This is a genomic window from Owenweeksia hongkongensis DSM 17368, assembly GCF_000236705.1.
Lineage (GTDB): Bacteria > Bacteroidota > Bacteroidia > Flavobacteriales > Schleiferiaceae > Owenweeksia > Owenweeksia hongkongensis.
Map to the genome: position 1 here is coordinate 3,194,113 of NC_016599.1, position 23,167 is coordinate 3,217,279.

General features: G+C 39.7%; 25 protein-coding genes. 15 read left to right on the forward strand and 10 right to left on the reverse strand.

Annotated elements, in window-relative coordinates:
- Nucleotides 1-24: 24 nt before the first annotated feature.
- On the forward strand, nt 25-630 hold the full coding sequence (gene yihA / locus OWEHO_RS13985; RefSeq protein WP_014203142.1) for a ribosome biogenesis GTP-binding protein YihA/YsxC: 606 nt from the start codon (nt 25-27) through the stop codon (nt 628-630).
- A gap of 49 nt (nt 631-679) precedes the next feature.
- Here the strand turns inward: yihA and gldC are convergent, their stop codons facing one another.
- Complete coding sequence (gldC, locus tag OWEHO_RS13990) at nt 680-1,015, reverse strand: gliding motility protein GldC (RefSeq protein ID WP_014203143.1); 336 nt, start codon at nt 1,013-1,015, stop codon at nt 680-682.
- Nucleotides 1,016-1,319: 304 nt separating this feature from the next.
- Complete coding sequence (gene gldB / locus OWEHO_RS13995; RefSeq protein WP_014203145.1) at nt 1,320-2,303, reverse strand: gliding motility lipoprotein GldB; 984 nt, start codon at nt 2,301-2,303, stop codon at nt 1,320-1,322.
- Between the two features lie 47 nt (nt 2,304-2,350).
- Here gldB and OWEHO_RS14000 point away from each other — a divergent pair, with 47 nt between their 5' ends.
- From OWEHO_RS14000 to der, 4 genes are all read left to right on the forward strand, one after another.
- On the forward strand, nt 2,351-3,058 hold the full coding sequence (locus OWEHO_RS14000; RefSeq protein ID WP_014203146.1) for a porin family protein: 708 nt from the start codon (nt 2,351-2,353) through the stop codon (nt 3,056-3,058).
- A 21-nt stretch (nt 3,059-3,079) separates the two neighbouring features.
- Entirely contained in the window at nt 3,080-3,871 is a 792-nt protein-coding gene (gene nadE, locus OWEHO_RS14005) for an NAD(+) synthase (protein ID WP_014203147.1), read from the forward strand.
- A gap of 75 nt (nt 3,872-3,946) precedes the next feature.
- The gene (locus OWEHO_RS14010; protein ID WP_014203148.1) at nt 3,947-4,567 is read left to right on the forward strand and encodes a response regulator; all 621 of its coding nucleotides are present in this window, start codon (nt 3,947-3,949) and stop codon (nt 4,565-4,567) included.
- A gap of 146 nt (nt 4,568-4,713) precedes the next feature.
- Nucleotides 4,714-6,018, forward strand: coding sequence for a ribosome biogenesis GTPase Der (der, locus tag OWEHO_RS14015; RefSeq protein WP_041627636.1), 1,305 nt, complete (start codon nt 4,714-4,716; stop codon nt 6,016-6,018).
- A gap of 26 nt (nt 6,019-6,044) precedes the next feature.
- Here the strand turns inward: der and gldA are convergent, their stop codons facing one another.
- From gldA to OWEHO_RS14030, 3 genes are all read right to left on the reverse strand, one after another.
- Complete coding sequence (gldA, locus tag OWEHO_RS14020; protein WP_014203150.1) at nt 6,045-6,950, reverse strand: gliding motility-associated ABC transporter ATP-binding subunit GldA; 906 nt, start codon at nt 6,948-6,950, stop codon at nt 6,045-6,047.
- 63 nt (nt 6,951-7,013) lie between these two features.
- Nucleotides 7,014-7,757, reverse strand: coding sequence for a sulfotransferase domain-containing protein (locus OWEHO_RS14025; protein WP_169312796.1), 744 nt, complete (start codon nt 7,755-7,757; stop codon nt 7,014-7,016).
- Nucleotides 7,758-7,849: 92 nt separating this feature from the next.
- Entirely contained in the window at nt 7,850-8,809 is a 960-nt protein-coding gene (locus OWEHO_RS14030) for a phytanoyl-CoA dioxygenase family protein (RefSeq protein ID WP_014203152.1), read from the reverse strand.
- A gap of 195 nt (nt 8,810-9,004) precedes the next feature.
- On the opposite strand from OWEHO_RS14030, the gene OWEHO_RS14035 reads away from it, so the two are divergent.
- The 6 genes from OWEHO_RS14035 (at nt 9,005) to OWEHO_RS14060 (ending at nt 14,032) form a co-directional block, all read left to right on the forward strand.
- Nucleotides 9,005-10,501: a hypothetical protein gene (locus tag OWEHO_RS14035; RefSeq protein ID WP_014203153.1), complete on the forward strand. Its 1,497-nt coding sequence runs from the start codon at nt 9,005-9,007 to the stop codon at nt 10,499-10,501.
- A gap of 399 nt (nt 10,502-10,900) precedes the next feature.
- Nucleotides 10,901-11,848, forward strand: a complete 948-nt coding sequence (gene rsgA, locus OWEHO_RS14040) for a ribosome small subunit-dependent GTPase A (protein WP_014203154.1) — start codon at nt 10,901-10,903, stop codon at nt 11,846-11,848.
- Complete coding sequence (locus tag OWEHO_RS14045) at nt 11,838-12,656, forward strand: 5'-nucleotidase, lipoprotein e(P4) family (protein ID WP_014203155.1); 819 nt, start codon at nt 11,838-11,840, stop codon at nt 12,654-12,656. The genes rsgA and OWEHO_RS14045 overlap by 11 nt, the downstream gene beginning before the upstream one ends.
- A gap of 2 nt (nt 12,657-12,658) precedes the next feature.
- Nucleotides 12,659-13,111 carry a D-aminoacyl-tRNA deacylase gene (gene dtd, locus OWEHO_RS14050; RefSeq protein WP_014203156.1) on the forward strand — a complete coding sequence of 151 codons (453 nt, stop codon included), beginning with the start codon at nt 12,659-12,661 and terminating at the stop codon, nt 13,109-13,111.
- Nucleotide 13,112: 1 nt separating this feature from the next.
- Nucleotides 13,113-13,448 carry a nucleotide pyrophosphohydrolase gene (locus OWEHO_RS14055; protein WP_014203157.1) on the forward strand — a complete coding sequence of 112 codons (336 nt, stop codon included), beginning with the start codon at nt 13,113-13,115 and terminating at the stop codon, nt 13,446-13,448.
- Between the two features lie 83 nt (nt 13,449-13,531).
- A complete protein-coding gene (locus OWEHO_RS14060) occupies nt 13,532-14,032 on the forward strand; it encodes a hypothetical protein (protein ID WP_143764611.1) in 501 nt (166 codons plus the stop codon).
- Nucleotides 14,033-14,155: 123 nt separating this feature from the next.
- On the opposite strand, the gene OWEHO_RS14065 is transcribed toward OWEHO_RS14060, so the two are convergent.
- The 5 genes from OWEHO_RS14065 to OWEHO_RS14085 all read right to left on the reverse strand — a co-directional run bounded on the left by OWEHO_RS14065 (nt 14,156) and on the right by OWEHO_RS14085 (nt 19,424).
- Nucleotides 14,156-16,591: a TonB-dependent receptor gene (locus OWEHO_RS14065; protein ID WP_041627637.1), complete on the reverse strand. Its 2,436-nt coding sequence runs from the start codon at nt 16,589-16,591 to the stop codon at nt 14,156-14,158.
- A gap of 218 nt (nt 16,592-16,809) precedes the next feature.
- Nucleotides 16,810-17,328, reverse strand: a complete 519-nt coding sequence (locus OWEHO_RS14070) for an AAA family ATPase (RefSeq protein ID WP_014203160.1) — start codon at nt 17,326-17,328, stop codon at nt 16,810-16,812.
- Complete coding sequence (gene pnuC / locus OWEHO_RS14075) at nt 17,316-17,864, reverse strand: nicotinamide riboside transporter PnuC (RefSeq protein ID WP_014203161.1); 549 nt, start codon at nt 17,862-17,864, stop codon at nt 17,316-17,318. Before pnuC ends, OWEHO_RS14070 begins: the two co-directional genes overlap by 13 nt.
- A 106-nt stretch (nt 17,865-17,970) precedes the next feature.
- Entirely contained in the window at nt 17,971-18,723 is a 753-nt protein-coding gene (locus OWEHO_RS14080) for a phosphoglycerol geranylgeranyltransferase (protein WP_014203162.1), read from the reverse strand.
- Between the two features lie 62 nt (nt 18,724-18,785).
- Complete coding sequence (locus tag OWEHO_RS14085; RefSeq protein WP_014203163.1) at nt 18,786-19,424, reverse strand: 4'-phosphopantetheinyl transferase family protein; 639 nt, start codon at nt 19,422-19,424, stop codon at nt 18,786-18,788.
- 81 nt (nt 19,425-19,505) lie between these two features.
- On the opposite strand from OWEHO_RS14085, the gene ahcY reads away from it, so the two are divergent.
- The 4 genes from ahcY (at nt 19,506) to OWEHO_RS14105 (ending at nt 23,162) form a co-directional block, all read left to right on the forward strand.
- Nucleotides 19,506-20,822 carry an adenosylhomocysteinase gene (gene ahcY, locus OWEHO_RS14090; protein WP_014203164.1) on the forward strand — a complete coding sequence of 439 codons (1,317 nt, stop codon included), beginning with the start codon at nt 19,506-19,508 and terminating at the stop codon, nt 20,820-20,822.
- A 95-nt stretch (nt 20,823-20,917) separates the two neighbouring features.
- Nucleotides 20,918-22,009: a PAS domain-containing sensor histidine kinase gene (locus OWEHO_RS14095; RefSeq protein WP_041627638.1), complete on the forward strand. Its 1,092-nt coding sequence runs from the start codon at nt 20,918-20,920 to the stop codon at nt 22,007-22,009.
- On the forward strand, nt 22,006-22,746 hold the full coding sequence (locus tag OWEHO_RS14100; protein WP_041627639.1) for a response regulator transcription factor: 741 nt from the start codon (nt 22,006-22,008) through the stop codon (nt 22,744-22,746). The genes OWEHO_RS14095 and OWEHO_RS14100 overlap by 4 nt, the downstream gene beginning before the upstream one ends.
- Nucleotides 22,746-23,162 (forward strand): response regulator, encoded by a 417-nt coding sequence (locus OWEHO_RS14105; protein WP_014203165.1) that lies wholly within the window; start codon nt 22,746-22,748, stop codon nt 23,160-23,162. Before OWEHO_RS14100 ends, OWEHO_RS14105 begins: the two co-directional genes overlap by 1 nt.
- The last annotated feature ends 5 nt before the right edge of the window (nt 23,163-23,167 follow it).

Here is a 23,167-nt window from a genome sequence, read left to right on the forward strand (position 1 = left end):
AAATCCTTCCCTTATCTTCGCGCCATGCATATACACAGCGCAGATTTTGTTTGTAGTAATAATGATATTACTAAATGTCCGGAGCCCAATAAACCTGAATACGCCTTTATAGGAAGGAGTAATGTGGGTAAGAGTACTTTGATAAATAAAATGGTGCAACGCAAGGGCTTGGCTAAGACTTCCGGCCGACCGGGGAAAACCCAGCTCATCAATCACTTTTTGATAAATGAGGCATGGTATCTTACCGATTTACCTGGGTATGGATATGCTAAGGTGAGTAAAACCTCAAAGGAAAAATTCCAGAAGCTGATTGAAGATTACATCATTGAGCGCCCAAATTTGGTAAACCTATTTGTGCTGATTGACTCTCGTCATGAGCCACAAAAGATTGACCTTGAATTTATGGAGTGGCTTGGTGAATTGGAAATTCCCTTCAGCATGGTTTTCACCAAAACGGATAAGTTAGGTTCTGGTAAGTTGAATACCAACATCAAAGTTTACAGCAAAAAGATGCTGCAAACTTGGGCGGAGATGCCTGTGTTTTTTGCTACTTCAGCTGAGACTGGCGAAGGTTGCGATCAAGTGTTGAACTACATTGAGCAGTTGAATAATCAGATGGTTTCTGAGTAGTCCCCGACTCCTCCCGGACTGACTGCAGGAGTGTCAATATTTTCAGGGCTTACTTTTTAAAAAGATCCATTTTCACGCCAAGGTCATGAGCGAATTTACGCATGTAGTCTGCGGCTTCTTTTTCGCCCGTGGCTCTTTCCAATGAGTCAGAAAGTCCAACCAGGGTTTGATGAATCATTTGCTTCATTTCATCGGCCATCATGTCTTTTGTCCAAAGATCGATGCGCAAGGTTTCTTGATTGCGCTTGTCCCACACACTTAGGAGCATTGCTTTTGCGGCAGCATGGTTTATTCCACCATCGCTGGCGCTCCAATCCATTACTTCAGGAACTTTGTTTTCGTCTAAGCCAATTTGAAATTTGATGTCAGAAGTATGATGTGCCATGCTGTGATTTTTGATTTACAATTGTGGATTGCCGATTTGCAACTTTTGATTGTCGATTTATTTCGCGGCTGCAAAGCTAAGTTTACTTAATGGAAATTTAAACCTCAAAATAGAAACTCTGAATCCGAAATGCTAAACTCTAAACAAATCAAAAAAGTAGAAATTCAAAAGTTTAAAAAAGACCAATGGCTAGAAAATACGGTGCGAATTGCTAATTTGTTTTTAGCGTATTTTTTGAATTTTCCAGTTTAGAATCTTTGAGTTTGTTTTGAATTTAGAGCTTGTCTTTTCGAATTTCTGCCGCCTAAGGTCTATATCCACTAAGTTTCAATATTTTTCTTGAATCTGTTTCCTGCCCTAATTGTGGCAAAGTTGCACTTGGATTTTCGGCCATGTAGGCTCTTACAATTTGCCAGCCAACCCAGCGGCCTATCATACCAGGGGTTTCAGCGTCAAATTTCATTCTGAATTTAGAAAAAGGAGCTAGCTCAACAAAGCGTCTTTTCAAATCCTGACTAGTGTCAAAAAGGTGCTTGTTTTCTACAAAATAGGCCCAGATGGTGCGTTCGTTCTTTTTGCAAAAATCAAGATGCTCTGGTGTGTATTGCACAATTATAGTTTCATCTTTTTGCGGAAGCATCTTTTCTAAAAAGTACAATTGCTTGCCGTAATAAATCATATCATCAAGTAGAGTTGCGGCATCTAGTTTGCGAGCAATGTGTGGTTTGCTTACGGCATCAATGCAGTCTCGAACTAGAAAAGCCGGTTGGCGAAAATAGGCTTGGTAAGCAGGTAGATGTTGATAGTAAGGTTTGTCAGGGCCAAGATAAAGGTCGATTCCTGCAAAGCAAATATTTTGTTCAGGTGTGTATAAGACTGGGTATTCAAGGTCAAGATTAGAAATATAGCTGTAAAACTTCACTTCGGGCACTTGAGGGAAATAATAATAAAAGTGCTTCATCGAAAAGTTGAGGTTTTCATTCAGCGATGAAAAGTCTTTGAAAACCTTTTTTGTTCCAGCGTACAGTTCAAGCTGTTGCTCGTCATTGCGCTGACTTTTCCAGAAAACCGGATTCTTACCGGCAGCGTAAAACTCTGGGTAAAGTGCGGATAGTCTTTCTATCTCCGTAGGAATATTTGAAGTGTCACTATTAAAAAAAGCTGAGTCGAAGCGAATAAACCGCGCTTCTTTAGATATTTGCGACAAATCTATTTCGGTTTCTTCATTGCATGAAGCAAAAACGAAAAGGCTGATAAATATGAATAGAGGCTTGATCAATTTGTTCATTGCTTTGTTAGGACGAGAGTTTATACTTTAGATTAAAATCATTCATTATGAAAAACCTGAACGCAAAAGTCATTATTTTATTAGTAATAACCAGCTTTGGACTGAAAGCTCAAGAAACAACTCCAGTGGCTGCTACAACTCCTCTTCGGTTTGGACTTCACGCTTCTCCCAATATTAGTTACATTCAGAGCAATGATCCCGATGCAGAATCATCATCAAAAGTGAAGTTTGCTTTTGGCTTAATGGTGGAGTACAATTTTGCTCCAAACTACTCCTTTTCTACCGGTGTAGATTACATTTTTAGAGGTGGAGAGTTAACCCTTCCAGTTGAAGTTTCAGAAAATCCGAGTGTATTTATAAATAGAACAGGAACTTATCAAGCAGGGATGGTCCAAATTCCTTTATACCTAAAAATGCGAACCAAGGAGTTTGGGTACATGCGTTATTTTGCGGAGTTTGGTGGTAGGCTTGGTTTTCCTGTAGATCAGCTTACAGAGTTTGAGGACTCATCTCCAGGGTTTGAAGTTCAAGGTGATGCACTTGAAAAAAATTACATTAACCCTATTGATGTTATGTTTTCAATAGGTTTAGGTGGTGAATATAATTTGGGTGGAAATACGAGCTTGGTGGCAGGTTTGTATTATAATAGAAGTTTGGCCGATAATGTTAAAACAAGTGGTGGAACATTGGGCACCGAAAAAAAATATGGCTACCGCTTCGATTATATAAACTTGAAAGTGGGGATTTTATTCTAAAATATTGATTACAAGGTTTTAATGGACGTTCAAAAGGTTGAAGCTCATATCGTGGGCTGGTTGAAAGACTATATTCAAAAGTCTGGAACAAAAGGTTTTGTAGTTGGGGTTTCTGGAGGAATTGACTCGGCAATTACTTCAGCATTGGTCGCTCGTACTGGGTTTCCTGTTTTATGTGTAGAAATGCCAATTCATCAAAGTCCGGAACAGGTAAATCGTGCAATTAGTCACATAAAGGATTTGGAAGAAAAATATTTCAATGTATCTTTTCAAAGTGTAAACCTTACGGGAGTTTTTGATAATTTTATAAAGGCCATGCCTGTGGTTAATGATTCCGAGCAGCGCAATCTTTCTTTGGTAAACTCACGCGCCAGGTTGCGCATGACTACCTTGTATTATTTTGCCGGTTTATATAGTTATCTCGTAGCAGGTACAGGGAATAAGGTTGAAGATTTTGGTGTAGGTTTTTATACCAAATATGGAGATGGTGGTGTGGATTTAAGTCCTATAGCAGATCTTACTAAGACCGAGGTTTATAAGTTAGCCAGACATCTTGGTGTGCGTAGTGATATTTTGCAAGCCCCGCCAACAGATGGTCTTTGGGGAGATGACAGAACCGATGAAGATCAGATTGGGGCATCCTACCCGGAATTGGAATGGGCAATGGAAAAGTATACTGAAGGAAAAGTGGTGGGTGATTTTGAAGGGCGGAAGCTTGAGGTTTTCCAAATTTATTCTAATTTACACCGGGCAAATCAACACAAAATGCTGCCTATTCCGGTATGTATTATTCCACCGGATTATAAAAATTAACGCTAGTGTAGTTATTGTCTTACATTAATTGTAGCTTTGATAACAACACTAAAATAAATCACAGAAACGCATAGTATGATAAGACTTTTACTCGCAGATGATCATGCAGTTGTTCGAAAAGGTTTACAGCTGTTTATAGGTTATGAGGATAACCTAAAACTTGTTGCTGAAGCTTCTAATGGTGAAGAGCTATTAGAAATAATAAGAGACAATGAAGCGGATGTACTTCTTTTGGATTTGGATATGCCAAAAATGAATGGGATTACAGCTATTCGCAAGATCAAAGAAATAGCACCAGATCTTAAAATTATAGTTCTCACCATGCACCCTGAAGATATTTATGGTAAAACAGCTCTTCAGATGGGAGCTAGTGGGTATCTTATAAAAGATGAAGAGCCTAAAAAACTTATTAATGCCATAAATAAGGTCTACGCTGGAGAGCAAATCTTTAGTGAGGACTTGATGAGTAATAAAAAGAAGAATAAACCTATCAAGCTTAGCCAGCGTGAAATTGAAGTTTTGAAACTTTTGAGCAGTGGTCATTCTAATAAAGATATTGCTGAAGAGCTTGAGATAAGTGATAAAACGGTGAGCACGTATAAATTGCGATTGCTCAATAAAATTGGAGGTAAATCAGTAGTCGATTTGATTAATTTCTCCAACAACTACCCTGAAGTAATGGGTGGGAGAAAGTAAATAGTCTGTCGAAAGAATAAATTAAGGAGCCGCAAGCCTTGTGTTTGCGGCTTTTTTTGTGGCTATTAATAAAGGTCAATCTGTAAAAATATAGATGTGGTGGCTCTGCCATACAATGCCTATTTTTGCAGGCTAAAATAAATGAGGTGGCAAATATTGTAGCTATTGTTGGAAGACCGAATGTTGGAAAGTCAACACTGTTTAACAGACTTACTAAAACCCGCACTGCAATTGTAGATTCTGTAGCAGGGGTTACCCGTGATAGGATTTACGGAAAGTTTGATTGGGTTGGTCGTGACTTTTCTGTGATCGATACCGGTGGGTATGTTAGAGGGTCTGATGATGTGTTTGAGGGAGAAATCCGCAAGCAGGTAGAAATTGCTATTGAAGAAGCTAATATCATTTTGTTTTTGGTGGATACCGAGCAGGGTGTTACAGGTATGGATCAGGAAGTGGCTATGCTACTGCGTAAATCCAAAAAGCCTGTGATTTTGGTTGCTAATAAGGTGGATAACTCTATGCGTCAGACGCAAAGTGCGGAGTTTTACAGCTTAGGACTTGGTGAGATTTTCAATATTTCGGCTATGAACGGTAGCGGTACCGGAGAGCTTCTTGATGAGGTGGTAAAGCAGGTGCCGGAGGATGTGGAAGTTGAAGATTTGGACATTCCTAAAATCGCGATTGTAGGTCGCCCAAATGCAGGAAAGTCTTCGTTTATAAACGCCCTTACGGGTGAAGAAAGAAATATTGTTACCGAAATAGCGGGCACCACACGTGATTCTATTCACACACGTTACAATCTATTTGGAAAAGACTTTTTGCTGGTAGATACAGCAGGTCTTCGCAAAAAAACCAAAGTACACGAAAACCTCGAGTTTTACTCAGTGATGCGTTCTGTTCGAACTATCGAAAACTCTGATGTGTGTGTGCTTTTACTTGATGCCACCAGAGGTTTAGAGTCACAGGATCTGTCTATTTTTAGCTTAGCTGAAAAAAACAAAAAAGGTATAGTAATCTTGGTGAATAAGTGGGATTTGGTAGAAAAGGAAACCAATACAGCTAAGGAATATAAAAACAAAATTCTTCAGCGATTGGAGCCATTTACTGATATTCCTATCATCTTCGTTTCAGTGCTCAACAAACAGCGTATTTTTCAAGCGGTAGAGGAAGCAATGAACGTTTACAGTCGCAGAGAACAGCGCATTGCTACCAGCAAGCTAAACGATACTATGCTGCCTATTATTGAAGGTAATCCACCGCCTGCGAGTAAAGGAAAGTATGTGAAGATTAAGTTTGTTACACAACTACCTACCCGGACTCCATCATTTGCATTTTTCGCCAACTTACCACAGTATGTGAAAGAGCCTTACAAACGATTTATAGAAAATAAACTGCGTGAGCAATTCGATTTTACTGGAGTTCCGATTCAGGTTTACTTCAGGCAGAAATAATTTTATAGAATTTTAAGAAAGGGCTTTTAGCCCTTTTTTTCTGTAAGTTCCTGAAATACCTGTTCTAACTTTTGTTCTTGCTGTTGTATTCCTAGGACAGCGGCTTTTTTGCTTACCGCAAAGTTGAAAACATCAGTTCTAATATCCTGACCTGGGAGGGCAAAGAACTCCCATTTATTATCGCTGATGTGTTTTACATCTTTTACGCCAGCAATTTTCTTTAATTCCGACTTGCTAAACTCTTTGTCAAACTCCACAAGGAATGTTTTGGCACCTTGTACATTCTTCAAATCAGAAGTTGGACGGTCGGCCACAATCTCTCCGTTGTTGATAATGATCACCCTATCACAAAGTATTTCTACCTCCTGCATAATGTGTGTAGAAAGCATCACGGTTTTAGAAGCTCCTACTTCTTTAATTAACCCACGGATTTCAGCAAGTTGATTTGGATCTAGGCCGGTAGTTGGTTCATCCAAAATCAAAACTTCTGGATCGTGAAGAAGTGCTGCTGCAAGACCAGCGCGCTGGCGGTAACCTTTAGAAAGCTGGCCAAGCTTTTTGTGGCTCTCTTTTGTAAGACCTACTTTTTCAATTATGTCTGGAATAGCTGTTTTAGAAGTTTTGTGAATTCCGGCCATAAATGCTAAATATTCCTTCACGTACATATCCAGGTAAAGAGGGTTGTGCTCGGGTAGGTAGCCTACTTTTTTTCTGATTTCAATACTATCTTCGGTTACGTCCAGGCCACATACTTTGGCTATGCCTTCTGTTTGTGGAATGTAGCACGTAAGTATTTTCATCATGGTAGATTTTCCGGCACCATTGGGTCCCAGGAAACCTACAATCTCCCCACTCTTTAGAGAAAAACTAACATCGTTAAGAGCACGTTGCTCTCCGTATTTTTTGGTGATATTTTGTACTTCTATCGACATAATTTCAAATCTGGCGCTAAGCTAAAATTTTTATTACTGAAGCCTATCAAATGAAATGCCCATTTACTTAAGCAACGATTTGTAGCCAAAAGCATTCATTGTTTTAAATCCAAATCGAATAGTGCTGCGCTCAAGTTCTTGGTGGAAACTTCCAATTATTCCCTTACGTGTAAACTCTGCACCATACTGAGGGCCTCCATTTCCATATTTCTGATTTTTTTCGCGCCCCATTTCTTTTATGCTCTTAAAACTGGAAAGCTCGATACTCTTAACAGCAATTTTAGGCTCAAAGGTATACCCGAGGTATTCTATTACCTTTTTAAGTTCACCTATAGGGTCTTTCTGCGAATCTTCATATCTAACGTGTAAAAGGTGGCCTTGGTTGAGGTAACTCCTTGTGTGAAGTTCCCAGTATATAAGGTTGTTTTTTACAAAGTGATTTACATTAACGAAGGAGTTTTGTTTTGATTCAGGTTGGTTCTTGTTAAAATGATAGGCCGAAACCAAAGTGTCTAGTGGATTCCGGTAAATATGAATCCCTTTAGTAAATCGATCAAATACTGAGCTATAATGACGGTGTGTTCTCGCTAAGTAAGGAAAACCTGGTTGAGGTCCCGAGGGCTCGATGGGATCACCTAGTGATTCATGTTGAATTTTATTTAACTCTTGATACGTAAGGGTTTCGGTAGCATTGCACGCTTTGATGTTGAAGTAATTAAAAATCAAAAAGCGTAGCCACGTATTTCCACTTTTAATGTAGCCAGCGAATAGTGCGGGCTCTTCGTCAAACTTTTTAATTTTTGCCAAGTTTTTGGCTAATCTGGGGTTGACGTTATCTTTAGTTTTGTAAAAAGCGTATTGCACTCTTTGCCTATGGAACCAATGGTTTAGCATAGCGGTTACTTAAAAATCTTATGAATAGCCTTGGCAAAAAGCGCTTTTACATCTTTAAAATCATAGGATGCTTCTGGAGAAATAAGAAACTTATAGTAGCCGCCTTTTTTGCGTCTTACTATTTGGCCATTGTAGTTGCCCCAGGTTGATCTGTTCGTTTTAATGTTAGTTATTTCCCTCAAAAAATACTCACCGCTTACTCGGTTAGAGTTTTGGGGGGTATAATACAAACAATCTTTAAAGTAGTAATGATTTACTTGTGACCACCTAGTAAGGTCAGGGTTTTCGATGACCGTTCCACCATGGACAATATTTGCTGACCAGATTAATAAATCCCCCTTTTTGATGATTAATTTTTCTGGTGAAAACCCATGGATATCCATCGCCTTTTGAATAAATGGCTCGTATTGATCATAGTAAAATGACCCAGGTAAGCTTGATGCAGGTCTGAATTCGGGGGAGATGTCTTGATAGTCAAATGCCGGTAATTTATGTGATCCGGGGTAATATGTTACAGGGCCACTTTGAGGACTGATGTCCTCCAGAGCTACCCAAACACCACACATGAATCTTTCAGGGAGCGAGTGAAAATGGATGCTATCGGAATGAGGCTTTTGGCGACTTCCGTATTTGAAATTTAAGGTTTGAAAGGGAATTACCTCCCTTCCGTAAAGCATTTCTAATGTTTTTAAAACTTTAGGGTGAGTCGCAATTTTCTTTACCCCTTCCTTTTTTTTCCAAAGCTGCACAGCTCTAGGGTTTTTATAGCTAAACAAATCCTCATCCTCCTGAAGTTCTTTGCGTGTTTCATCAATGAGTTTATGCTCTATGCAATTTCTTAAAATCAGGTACCCATTCTTGTTATAGAACCGCGCCATTTCCACTTCCTCCACAGAGAGTTGTTTGGTTTTAAGGATTTCTTCAAAATAAAGGGACTCTACCCAGGGTACGTTGTGTGTTGCCATTCTCGAATAGGACTTTTGTTTCCTCCTCTTAGCAAATGTATTTAAATAAGAAATTGACCATATAAACACGGGAACTTATTTGAAATTTAGGTTGCATCCTGAGAGAAATATGAATTGTTTTTTGGATTTATTAATCTAAACCACTTTATCAGATGTAAAAATTACTTTAGCCGATAGAACCCCAAAAGATCAACTATGATAACTTTAAAACAACTGCTACTTGGTACTTTATTTCTAGCTGGTAATGTTTTCGTGATGGCCCAGGAACGGGTGGCTACAGAAATTATTTCGGATAAAGTCAAGGGTACATTCCACCAATTTGTAGAAGAAAAGGAGGGAAGTGTATACGCTATAATGGTAAAAGGGAAGAATTATTTCTTGCGGAAGTTTGATTCAGAAACCTTGGAGATACAAGATGAGTGGGAGGTTGGTAAATTTAAATATGAAGGGCAAAAAACTGAATTTAAAACAGCAGTGGTGTCAAAGGAGGGTTTTCACTTAATATATGAGGCGTATAACCCTGTGAGAAGGAAGATATATTTTCTGGAGAAGTTTGTTAGCCGAGCGGGAGAGGCTAGGCCAAATCGTGAAGTGGCGAGTGTGGATAATATCACGGAAAACTATAAAGTAAAATTCTTGGTCTCAGAGGACAAGTCGCGGTTTTCTATAGTGACCCCTCCGGGTAAAAATGTGGCTCCAAAGGCCTTTGTTTTTGATGATCAACTTAATCTGCAATGGGAGCAGTCATATGGGAATCCTTTCAAAGATGGTAATTTCACTATTACTCAAACCGAGTTGAGCAATGATGGAGATGTATTGGTAGTTGGTTATAGAGATGATGGCCGTTTTAAGGAATATGAAATTAAAACTTCTACCAAGTACGGGGTTTTAAGAATCGATAAGGAAAAGAACATGATGGTGTATGACTTATCACACCTAAATAAAACTTTTCATGGGCTTTCTGTAAAACCCGATTTAACGGAGGGATTCGTTCTAACTGGATTTTACGCAGATGATGAAGATGGGTATCCATATGGTTTGTATTATTCACAGTTGAGTAAAAATACTTTTAAACCAACGATAGAACGATTGCAAAGTGGCAAAAGTGCGAACTCTAATGACTTGGATCAGAGCTTCGATATTTTGCATGCCGCAATGGGTGGAAGAATGAAAGAGGGCTTTGCTTCTTTTAGATGCAAAGATTTTACAAAATTTGAAAATGGAAATATTGCAGTGGTTGCTGAAAGAGATTATGTAAACAGCTTGCCAGGCGCTTATCGGAATAGATTTGTTGGGGAGATTGTAGTCTTTAGCTTTAACCCCAAAGGGCAACTTTTATGGGTGAAAAGTATTCCAAAGAAGCAAACCGATAATAATATGGGAACAGTGTCCTATGTTTTTCACATGGAAAATAATGAGGTGTTTCTTTTGTATAATGATGACGTACGAAATGCACAATCTATAAATGAAGGAATGGGAAACCAGTATTCCAATTTTGGGCGAAAGTTTGGGCTTATCGGAGCAAAAATTGATGCGGATGGAAACATGACTTTAGAATCAATACAGAATTCGGATGGTAAATATTTTTATGTGAAGACAGCAAGTGCTTATAGTTCTGCTAGCCAGGGGCTGTTTGCGGTACGAGTAAAATATGCAGTAGACGGTGTTAGGCTTTCTAGGTTCAAATTTTAGTTATTTCTAAAGAAATTATTCACTCTATAGTTGATTGGATGGCTAAATAGTAACAGGATTTTATTCCGATACAAAAGGTCAGGGTGCTTATGGAATGTTTTACGGCAAATTGAACCAAGTAAATCTTGCAGCTGAACTTGAAAGCTACAAGTGGCCACGGATATTTATAAAACAATTGACTAAGACGTAGGAAGGTCAGGTAATATGGGTATTCGCGGTGTAAGGAATGGTTTTGCAGAGATGGGAATTAAGCACTTGGGCCAATTTGATAATGGATTATTCTGTGTGGTGGCTGAAAGGGATTACCTTTAAAGCATACGGTTTTATTATTTAAATAAGCTAGGCTTTTGATGCCCAATTCTACTATTCGATTTGTCTTATAAATCTACCTTTGCCGCAATGCAAGGAACAGTAACAAAATCAACAGGAAGTTGGTATCAGGTGAAAACTGATACTGGAGAAATAATCCAATGTAGGATAGTGGGTAAGCTCCGCTTGCGTGGAATTAAAAGCACCAATCCGGTAGCCGTGGGTGATGTGGTGGAGTTTAAGATGGAGGAAGGTGAAGAAACTGCTGTTATTTCGGATATACTTCCGCGCAAGAACTACATCATTCGCAAGAGTGTAAACCTGGCCAAACAAACCCAAATCATTGCAGCCAATCTGGATCAGGCGGTGCTTATAGTGACCCTTGATTTCCCTAAAACTTACCCTCGCTTTATTGATCGATTTTTGGTGACGGCCGAGGCATACAGTATTCCTGCTGTGGTGGTTTTTAATAAGGTAGATTTGTATAGTGATGCCGATCTTGATGAATTGGAGTTTTACACCTTAGCTTATGAGGATGCTGGATACACAGTACTACATTCTTCGGTGCCGGGAGAACTGGGGTTGGAAGAATTAAAAGAATTATTGCAAAATAAAACGAGCCTGCTAAGCGGACACTCAGGAGTAGGGAAATCTACTTTGGTAAACACCGTAGAGCCCGGTTTAGATTTAAAAACAAAAGCGATTTCTTTAAGCCACCATCAGGGGCAACACACCACTACTTTTGCAGAAATGTTTGAGCTTAGCTTTGGAGGGAATATTATTGACACTCCAGGAATCAGAGGTTTTGGATTAGTGGATATGGAGAAGGAGGAGATAGGCGATTATTTTCCGGAAATCTTTAGAATCAAGGGTCAGTGCAAATTCAATAATTGTATTCACATAGAGGAGCCTGGTTGTGCTATAAAAGCAGCACTTGAGGAGGGCGAACTGGCCTACACACGCTATGATAGTTATGTGAATTTTGTGAATGGAACTGATGAAGACGAAAACTATAGAAAAGACATTTATGCGAATTAGATACTTTTTGCAAGTCCTTGTAATAATAGGGGTAATGAGCGCTTGTGGCAATAGCAAGCAAGTGGTGGCTCCAGCTGTAGAGTCTCAGGTAAACCTTATGGATCAGCAGATGATGAGTGTCCTGTGGATGCAACACTCCCATGAGGTGAAAATTATGCAGGAGCAACAGTACAGAAATGCAGCCAGAAAGCTCAAGGAAAACTTACGTCAGGCAAGTGGGGATAACCTACTAGCCGTTATTCTGGATATAGACGAAACAGTGCTTGATAATAGCCCTTATGAAGCTCGACTTATCCGTGATGGTGAAAAGTATTCAGATGAAAGCTGGGATCTTTGGGTTAAAGAAAGACAAGCGGCATTAATCCCTGGGGCTCGTGAATTTTTGATGGAAGCTGAACGCTTAGGTATTGAGGTTTTTTACATCTCTAATAGAAGTATTGAGCATCTAGAGCCTACCATAGAAAATTTGATGACTTACAACTTACCCGCAGCAGACGAAAGTCATGTTTTACTAAAAGTGGAGGATCCGGATAAAACCGAAAGAAGAAATACTGTAAAGGATAAGTTTGAGGTAATACTTTATGTAGGTGATCAGCTTTCGGATTTTGTTGAAGAACAGGATAGTTTTCAAGAAGATATGGCGGATAATGAAGAGATGGTGGAACATGCTTTAAAATACTTTGTAATACTTCCAAATCCAATGTATGGTGGCTTTGAGAAAATGCTTTATAACAATCAAAGTGGGTTAACCGATAGGCAAATAGATCAGAAGCGCAGAGATGCGCTCATTACCAAAAGGAAAAAATAAACATGCGAATTGTTCTCCAGCGGGTAACAGAAGCTTCCGTAAATATTAATGGAAAAGAAGACAGAAGCATTGGCCAAGGTTTTGTCATTTTGGTGGGAATAGAAGATGCTGACACAAACAATGATGCTATTTGGTTAGCTAACAAAATTGCCAACCTGCGCGTGTTTTCTGATGATGAAGGGAAGATGAACCACTCAGCCATTGATGTGAATGGACAGCTATTAATTATTAGCCAGTTTACTTTACATGCTTCCACCAAAAAAGGTAATCGCCCGAGCTATATAAAAGCAGCCAAACCAGATAAGGCAATCCCTTTATATGAATATTTTGTAGAGCGCTGTAAAGAGCATTTTCCGGCAAGGGTACAAACGGGTGAGTTTGGTGCAGACATGAAAGTAAGCCTGGTAAATGACGGGCCGGTGACCATTTGTATAGACACTCAAAATAAAGAATAAGATGAGCAAGGGAATTACAGAAGTTCAAAAAATAGTTGACGACTGGATTAAGAATCATGGTGTTCGTTACTTCAACGAACTTACCAATATGGCCCAGCTAACTGAAGAAGTAGGTGAGGTAGCCCGCATTATTGCCCGTAGGTATGGCGAGCAAAGTGAAAAGGAAAGCGACAAAAATAAAGACCTTGGTGAGGAATTGGCCGATGTACTATTTGTTACTGTCTGCCTGGCCAACCAAACCGGTGTAGATCTTCAGGCGGCTTTTGATAAAAAGATGAACATAAAAACCGAGCGTGATCATGATCGACATCATGGGAATGAGAAGTTGAGAAGTTAGTATTTAGTAGGGAGTATTTAGTATTGAGACTTCTCGGTACTTGTGCTTGGTTGAGCGGGGACAGAAACTCTTAAACATTAAGTGTGAAATTTAGATTTGTATTACTGTTTGTCCTCATGTTAATTTCCACGGTTGGTGTTGCTCAGGTCTGTCTAAAGGAAATTCTTTCAAGCAGACTTGTGAGTCGAACGGATTTGAGCAAAGAATATGTACTAACTTTTCATAATCCCTTTCGGGATAGCTTGGTGTTTGTGAGAGTTCTCAATGATGGGAACTTGTTTAAAGATAAAAGTCTAGAAGTTTTTCTAGTCAATGATTCGGTGATTAACATAAGTAGAGACCCGAAAGATGCTTCTCATATTGTTAATTTCACTTTGCTTGAACCTGGGAAAGAAGAATCAAAAAAGCTTAAGGTAGAAGGCCTCTTTGACCTCTCATTGAGTTATGAGTACTACGTAGTTTCTAAAAGGGATTATCTAGAAAGTCAGAAAGGTCAAAGCAGGAAAAAGGATAGCTATCGAAAGGGAATAGATTTTATAACCAGTCATCCAATTTGTCAACATAAATTGGAAATTACCAGATGATATCTTCGACTCTATCAATTGGCACTTAGGTGTTATGATAAAAACGGCTGCCTGAATTATTCAGACAACCGTTTCTTTTTTTAAGATCTCAGCGGGATCAAATGTCAATAGAGTTTTATTTCGCTAAAAATCTACACTCAAGCCCGCCATAAAGTTGATGCCCGCCATAGGGAAATAGAAGTTTTCAGTAATCTTTTCACCATAAATGTAGCTGTAGGTATAGCCATTTGGCTCATATTCCTGATCAAACAAGTTGGCAATCAAAAGGTGTACATTCAGACGGTCTACCCATTTTACCGGAAGATTATAACCTAAACGTAGATCGGTGACGTTAAAGGCATCCAGGCTTTTGGATTCACTTGAGGTGTTGTCCATAAATTGCTGACCTACATATTTCGTGTTCCAATCGATGGTGGCTCCTGCTATTGGCTTCACGGTGATGTTGATTCCACCTATTACATTTGGAGAATATGAAATGTCGGTACTCTTAAAGTTTTCTTCTTGGTACCCGCCATTGTCATAATCCACCACGTAGTCTGTGAAATTTAAAATCTTGTTTTGACTGAAGGTGAAATTCGCTCCAAGCTGCAAATACTTGTTTACAATATAACTTCCCACTAGCTCAATACCTGCGCGATAGCTCTCAGGAGCATTGGTGCGAATGGGAGAGCCTACATCATTAAGTTGACCTGTTAGCACCAACTGATTGGTGTAATCCATAAAGAAAAGATTAGCATTGAAGAAGGCACGCTCGGTTTGTAATTCGTAGCCAGCTTCATAGTCAATCAGCTCTTCAGCTTTTGGTTGAAGATCTACAGGTGCATCTAAGAAGTCGGTACGAACTGGCTCGCGATGCGCCACAGCAACAGATGCATACACTCGGCTTTGGTCATTCAAAGCGTAGTTTACCCCGGCTTTTGGATTGAAAAATGTGAAGCTTCTGTCAACATCTATGGTAGTTCCATCTTCATCAATTCCATTGGCTACATAGCTTACCGATCTCAACTGTAAATCTCCGTAAGCGGTAAACTTCCCAACAGTATAGCTGGCCTTTAGGTAATTGTTGAAATCTGTTTTGGTGGTTCTATTGTCATAATATCTGTCACGGATGTCGCCATTGCTGGCGTATTGCGCCCAAATGATTTCACCATAGTGGTCGCCAATGTACTTGTTATACGCTCCGCCAAAAGTCAACTGGAGTTGATTCAAATCCGCTTGAAGCGAATAGGTGGTTCCAATCAAATTATTGTTCAACCAGCGTCTGCGGATAAGATCGGTGCTGGTAACGGTGTCGCCACCAAGAATCACATCATCCAAACCATAATGCGCTAAATCATCATCTTTGCGATATTGCTCATAATAGCCACGCCCCCAGGTATAATGCAGCGCAGCATTTGCGGTAAGCTTTTCGCTAAAAGCGTGAGAAACATGAAGTTGATAGTGATCCTGTTTGTAGTTGTCCGTTTCATTATCATACGTGTAATAATTGTAAGTGCGGGGGTTAGAATTTACCAAGTTGGCCGAATCCTGGCTGTCATACCCATTGTTTATAATGTGTGTGTACAAAGCAGCGCTATCGCCATTCAGTTTGGCTTCAGGAACTCCCCACCAAGCCTGATAAGTTTCCTCACCACCACCAAAGTGGATAAGCTGTACACTGGTTTTTTTAGAGTAATAACTAGCCGATAAATAGTAAGACTTAAGATCTGCAGTAGCTCGATCAATAAAACCGTCTGAATTTATTTTTGAGAAACGAGCATCAATGCTCCAATGATCATTTAGCAATCCGCTTCCTGCACGCACGTTGGTTTTTAATGTGTTGAATGAACCTCCAGTTACATCCGCACTAGCGTAAGGCTTCAAGCTAAGTTCGCTGGTTTTTATGTTTACGCTGGCGCCAAAAGCACCGGCTCCGTTGGTGGATGTTCCTACACCACGCTGCACTTGTATAGATTGCGCAGAAGAAGCTAGATCTGGTGTGTTTACCCAAAAGACTCCATGCGATTCAGGGTCATTCAGGGCGATCCCATTTACGGTAACGTTAATGCGGCTAATGTCGCTGCCGCGAATTCGAATACCCGTGTAGCCAATGCCAGTTCCTGCATCCGAACTCACCACCGTACTCGGCAAATCCTTGAGAACGAAAGGCATATCTCGGCCTTCGTTTCGTTCTTCAATCTGCGTTTTACTGAGGTTGCTCTTCGCAATAGGTACATTTTTTCCTGCTCTTACGGCAGAAATGTTTACCGGCTCCAAAAGCTCAGAAGCTTCGGCTAAAGCAAAGTTTACAATGGCATTTTCATTGGCTATCACTTCTTTGGTCAGGGGTTCAAATCCCACGAAAGAGGCGGTAAGTTGATAGGTTTTGCCCTTTTCGAGCTGAATTTCAAACTCACCATTGGTACCACTTTGTACCCCTGCTTTGGTAGATTGAACAACGATAGTGGCACCCGGTAATGGTTCGCCATCAGTTTTGGAAGTTACCCTTCCGGAAATGGTTTGTGCCTGCGTTTGCAGAAACAGTGCTGACAATGCAGCAAAAGCAATTAGCTTCTTCATGATAAAATGTAATTCTATCACGAATAAAAGGGGCTATTTACTCGCTTGGTTAAATAAAAATTTGATGTCAATTATCCCTTGGCAGCATTACCTGCCCAGGTTCATTGGGTATAATCTCAGCCCCAAAATTAATCGGGACACCCCTATGAGATGTAAGCCGCGAAAGTACTTATGAAAAATGAAGCGGCAATACAGAGCTGAATTAAAGTTGAGAAATATTAGTGAAATGCTTCGAGGGCTGAAAGAGCATTTTCAAACCTATCATCAAAATCTCCTTTTACAACTTGATACGGACGATTTAATTTTTTTATCAAATCAAGACTCAGTTCAAAAAGCTCTAAGCGATTATCAGGATTTTCTCGGAGAGGGTCACTCTCCCAAGGAATGTCTGGGTAGGTGAGAAGGTAAATGTGGTCGTTTTCCTTTTCAATTTCTTTCTCGATAAAGTCATGCGTTTTGCCAAAGACAAGCTCTTCCCAAATTTTGAAATTAAGTAAATCGGTATCTAAAAACACCAGGTTTTCAGCTCGTTGAATTGCTTTTTGCTGATGCGATTTATGGCCTATTATAATTTTTTCAAGAGTGTCAAAATCATACGCTGAGCCATTTTTTTCTAAATAATGACGAGCATATTCATCTGCAAAGGGCACTTGAAAATGCTCCCCTAGTTTTTTGGTGAGCCATGATTTTCCGGTTGACTCTGGCCCTGAGATTACTATCTTTTTTAAGCTGTCCATTCTAGTAATCCATTTACGGCAAGTAAGGTGTAAAGTACAAATAGTGCTGTGGCAAAATATAACTTGCGTTTGTAGTATAGGTATACCGAAACAGCATCTATCACTATCCAATACCACCAATTGTCGGGGATTAGATTAATCATTAATAAGGTGGCAAAAATGCTAAAAACGGTAGTGAAGGAGTCGATGTAGGGAGTAGCTGCATCTGTCATTTTTTTTAAAAGAGCACCAGTGATTATAACTAAAGCGGTTCCTGATAAAATTATCATTCCGTGGATGGACCAACTCAGGCTTCCGGATATTCCACCTCCAGAATCATTCCAATGCATCCACCCGTAGATAGAAGTGAAAATATAAAAGGCTTGAAGTAGCGACTCTGCATAAATTCGCTTAATAAAACAGATGTATAGGAAAAGCAGCGAGCTGATAATGGCTGCAATCCAGCACCATACATAGCCATAGGTGATTAGTAATGTATAGGAAAGTCCGGCAACTACAGCAACTCCTTCCAGCCACTTTAATCCTTTGTTGGTCATTTTATAAAGTCCTTAATTTCCATTGCGGAAATGTCGGTATTCAAAACTGCGGGGACAAATTTTTCAGGAAAACTAAAGGTGTTCACATCAATGTTTAAGATGTGTGCTAAGGTTTTGAAACGTTGTGAACGGCTTCAGCAATCGTCTTTATTAAATCCGGATTTTCTTCTGACGCATTTCCAACTACAACGATGTCAGCGCCTGCTTTACAAATTTTCACAGCAGTTTCTGCATCGCGAATACCCCCTCCAATAATAATTGGTAAATCCACAGACTTACGAACAGCTCCAATCATTTTTGCGCTGATGGGGTTGTCGGCTCCAGAGCCCCCGTCCATGTAGATGAGTTTTTGGCCAAGCATTTCTCCTGCCATAGCGGTACATGCGGCAATCTCAGGTTTGTTGTGTGGTACAGGAGCGCTACCGCTCATATAACTAGCTGTGGTTTGTCTGCCGCTGTCTACCAAAATGTAGCCAGTAGCAAGAGTTTCAAGCTTTGCTTGCCTAATATATGGTGCAGCAATTACATGGCTGCCGATTAAAAGTTCTGGGTTTCTGCCCGAAATTAGGGAGATGAAAAGCATGGCATCAGCCTTGCCAGAAATCTGCATGATACTTCCCGGAAAAAGGATGACAGGAATGTTAGTCATGCTTTTTATGGCGTCAATGCATTCGTCTAATGCATCTTTTACTAACAAACTTCCACCCAAAAAGATGAAGTCTGCTTCCGCTTCATTCGCCTTTTTGATGATGGTTTGCAAGGCATTAGAGTCAGGCGTGTCGGGGTCTACCAGCACAGCTAGCCTCTTCTTACCTTGTCGGTAACCTTCGGTGATATTATGGATTGTTTTCGTAGCCATATTTCAGCCCGCAAACGTAATAAAGTAATTACAAAAAATGGCACTCAACTTTGTTAATGTAACTAAGCTATGATTTCCCACCCATATGTAATGTGTAGGCTTTCAATGCTTTTAAAGAAAAGCCTTATGTTTTTGTGATAGTCATCGGTTTTTATAGTGCCTGAAGTTTCGCAATTAGGTTGGTATGGAAAAGGTTTAACGGATAACTCGCTAATAAAGTTCAACCTACGGTTTCCCGTAATCTTTACCATCACTTCTTTGGCTCCCCAGTAAAGGGTTAAATGCTCTACCTCAGTTTTATTTTGAATGGATTTCTTTTCTTCTTTACGCAAAAACTTGTGAGCTATTCTTTTTATACGGTCTCTAAAAAGTTCAAGGTCAATTCCTACTGGATTTTTATCACAAATTATCATTCCTGCAAATCCATCAGTATGTGAAAAGGAAATATGGTATCCATTTTTTAGGAAGGGTTTTCCATCTTCATTGTAGTGTACGGCTGGGTTGTGCTCAAAATACTCTATCAGGCATTGGCGTAAAGCCAAAAACTCATTTCGCTTTTTAGGATTGGTAAATCTTTGGAATCGGTCGGCATCGGATGGGTGCATTTGTATACCATCCATAAGCTGTTCTTCAGTTTCTTTAATTTCCCAAATGATGATACTCGTTGATTGCGAGATATTAAAGCGTTGATATAATGGCATTGAGGATACTAATTGGATTTTGTAAATGCAAGATTTGCAGGTATCTTTGCATTTCTTAAAAAATACTCAAAGAAAAAGATAATGAGCGAAACTGCAGAAAAATACATTCCTTACAAAGTTAAAGATATATCATTAGCCGAGTGGGGACGTAAAGAAATTGAATTAGCGGAAGCTGAAATGCCAGGACTAATGTCTTTGCGAGAAGAGTTTGGTGCTGAGCAGCCACTTAAAGGAGCTCGTATTGCCGGATGTCTTCACATGACTATTCAAACCGCTGTTCTTATTGAAACCTTAACAGCTCTTGGAGCAGAAGTTACCTGGTCTTCTTGTAACATTTTCTCTACGCAAGATCATGCTGCTGCTGCAATCGCTGCTGCAGGAATTCCGGTGTATGCATGGAAAGGTATGAATGATGAGGAGTTTGACTGGTGTATCGAGCAAACTCTTTGGTTTGGGGAAGAGCGTCAACCATTGAACATGATTTTGGACGATGGTGGTGATCTTACCAATATGGTGTTGGATCGTTATCCAGAACTAGTGGATGCAATCAAAGGACTTTCAGAAGAAACTACTACTGGTGTGCACCGTCTTTACGAAAGAATGAAGAAAGGCACTCTTCCAATGCCAGCTATCAACGTAAACGATTCTGTAACCAAGTCTAAGTTTGATAACAAATACGGTTGTAAAGAAAGCGCAGTTGATGCCATTAGAAGAGCAACCGACATTATGCTTGCTGGTAAGCGTGTGATTGTTTGCGGATACGGTGATGTAGGTAAGGGTACGGCAGCTTCTTTCCGTGGAGCTGGTTCTATCGTTACTGTTACTGAAATTGACCCAATCTGTGCATTGCAAGCTGCGATGGACGGATTTGAAGTGAAGCGTCTGGAGACTGTAATCGGAAAAGCGGATATCGTGATTACTACTACCGGTAATAAAGATATCGTAGCGGGTCGTCATTTTGAAGCGATGAAAGACAAGACTATTGTTTGTAACATCGGTCACTTTGATAATGAAATTGATGTTTCTTGGTTGAAAACCAATCACGGAAATACTCACGTTAATATTAAGCCACAGGTGGATAAGTACACTGTGAATGGTAATGATATTATCCTTCTTGCTGAAGGTAGATTGGTAAACCTAGGATGTGCTACAGGACACCCAAGTTTTGTAATGAGCAATTCATTTACAAACCAAACTTTGGCGCAAATTGAGCTTTGGAAAAACAGTGATAAATACAACAATGAAGTGTATATGTTGCCCAAGCACTTAGACGAAAAAGTTGCTGAATTACACTTAGCAAAAATCGGTGTGGAACTAGAGAAATTGAGTCAGGAGCAAGCTGATTATATTGGTGTTGCGGTTGAAGGGCCATACAAGCCAGAGTACTACAGGTACTAATAATCTTACAGATTAGATTTTATTTCGAAGGCATTACTCATTTGAGTAATGCCTTTTATTTTTTTACCTATTTTGGCACCTCTCTAAACTGAATAATGGTCGCAACGGATAGGGTTTACCAATTAATAGCCGAGCACACCACGGACTTGGTGTGCATACATGATCTTGAAAACACGATAAGGTTTGCTACACCTTCTAGCAAGTCTATCCTGGGCTTTTCATCGGATGATATCATAGGCCGTAGGCTCACAGATTTTCTCGCGCCAGAATTCGTTAGTGAGATGGATTTCTCCACTTTAACCCGCTTTTTTGACCATCCCGGTTCACGTATTCGCTATCAAGTACGTCATGGGAATAGCAATCGTTTGCGATGGTTGGAGTCTACTTTTAGTAGAATTGAAGAAGGGAACAAAAAGTATAGTCTTTTAAGCAGTACACGAGATATTACAGAAAGTGTGCATCTAACTGATGATTTGATGAATGCTTTGAGCACTGAGCAACAGCTTTCTCGATTCAAATCAAATCTTTACTCAGTAGCTAGTCATGAGTTTAAAACACCTTTGGCCGTGATTCAAGCAAACATAGAAATGCTGAAGATTAAGAAAAGCCCAAAGGTGATTGATATGGGGTTGGAAAGCATGGAAGAGGAGATTGACCGGCTTAATAGCATGATAGCCGATATGCTCCAGCTAAAGAAGCTCACAATGGGTAAAACCACATTAAAGCTTGAAGACCTCAGTCTCATGGCTATAATGGAAGACGTTGTGAAAAACGATTGCACCAAGGCTTTTCCTAAAATAAACACAACGCTTTCTATTGCAAAAGGAGAGGAGTGTACTGTGCGGGGCGATTACTCATTGGTAAGATATATTTTTAGCAACTTGATGGTGAATGCCTGTAAGTTTTCAAAGGATAACACTCCCGTAAAGGTGAGTATTGCCTTTGAGGATAATTTTGCGAAAATTAGAATAGAAGACCAGGGCATTGGCATCCCCAGGGAAGACCAAGCCTCAATATTTACATCCTTTTATAGAGCAACGAATGTTAGCAATATACAAGGCACAGGAGTTGGTCTTTCCATTGTTAAGGAATTTGTAGATTTACACAAAGGGAAGATCAGTTTTGAGAGCTCGCCAGGAGAGGGGAGCACTTTTTTTATTGAATTACCTTACACTTTAGACATATGAAGAAAAAAGTACTCATTGTAGAAGATAACGACAAGCTACGTACTACAATTGCCACTTTGTTAGAAGATCATTTTGATATTTCAGAAGCTGCGGATGGTCGTGAAGGAGTGGATAAAGCTCGCCTTAATAGACCAGACTTAATTTTAAGTGATATCATGATGCCTGAAACCAATGGATATGAATTGGTGGATGAGCTGAAAGGAAATAAGTCAACCAGCCATATTCCTATTGTACTGCTTACTGCTCTAAGTGAAGATGAAAAGCGTATTGAGGGGTATAATTTTGGTGCTGATGATTATATCGTAAAGCCATTTAAGTTTGATGTTCTTCTGTCAAGAATAAACAACTTGCTTAAGACCAGAGATGATCTGAAGCGTATTTACGATAAGGCCTCACCAATTCACCATGAATTTGGGGTAAAGGATCCTATGCTTTCACATATGGAAGCATTGTTGGTAAATCACTTTAAGTTCAGAAACTTCAGTATCCCTGAAATTGCTGAGCTTATGAATATGACTCCATCCAAGCTTGAGCGCGAAGTGAAGCGCCTTACGGGGATGACTCCAATAAAATACCTCAATGACTTTAGATTGACCAAAGCAAAGCATATGCTTACCAAAGGTGATCTTAGTATTTTCGAAGTGTCTTATGCTTTAGGTTTTAAAAGTATGAGTTACTTTGGCAAAGCCTACAAGGAAAAATTTGGAATAGCTCCATCAAAAACGTCTGAAATATAATGTCACTATCCATTATGATCGTGGATAACGATCAGGTAAATAGCTTTGTACTTAAGAATATAATCACTCGCAATTACGGGGATGCAGATATTTCTATGTTTCCTGATGGTTCAGATGCGATAGAGCATTTGGCCAAACTTGTGGATCTGAAGGAGGATTTTCCGGATGTAATTCTTTTGGATATTTACATGCCAATAATGAATGGTTTTGAGTTTTTGGAGCGCTATACAAAAGTGTATAGTCACAAGCCTACTAATGTGTTTGCGATGAGTAATTCGCTAAGTAAGGAAGATCAGCAACAGGCAAATGAGTATTCCGTTGTGAAGGGATTTATCACTAAACCTTTAATATACAACAACATTCAGTTTATAATCGAGACGTATGTTGAAGGTAAGACTTCAGAAACTGATATTTAGGAAGC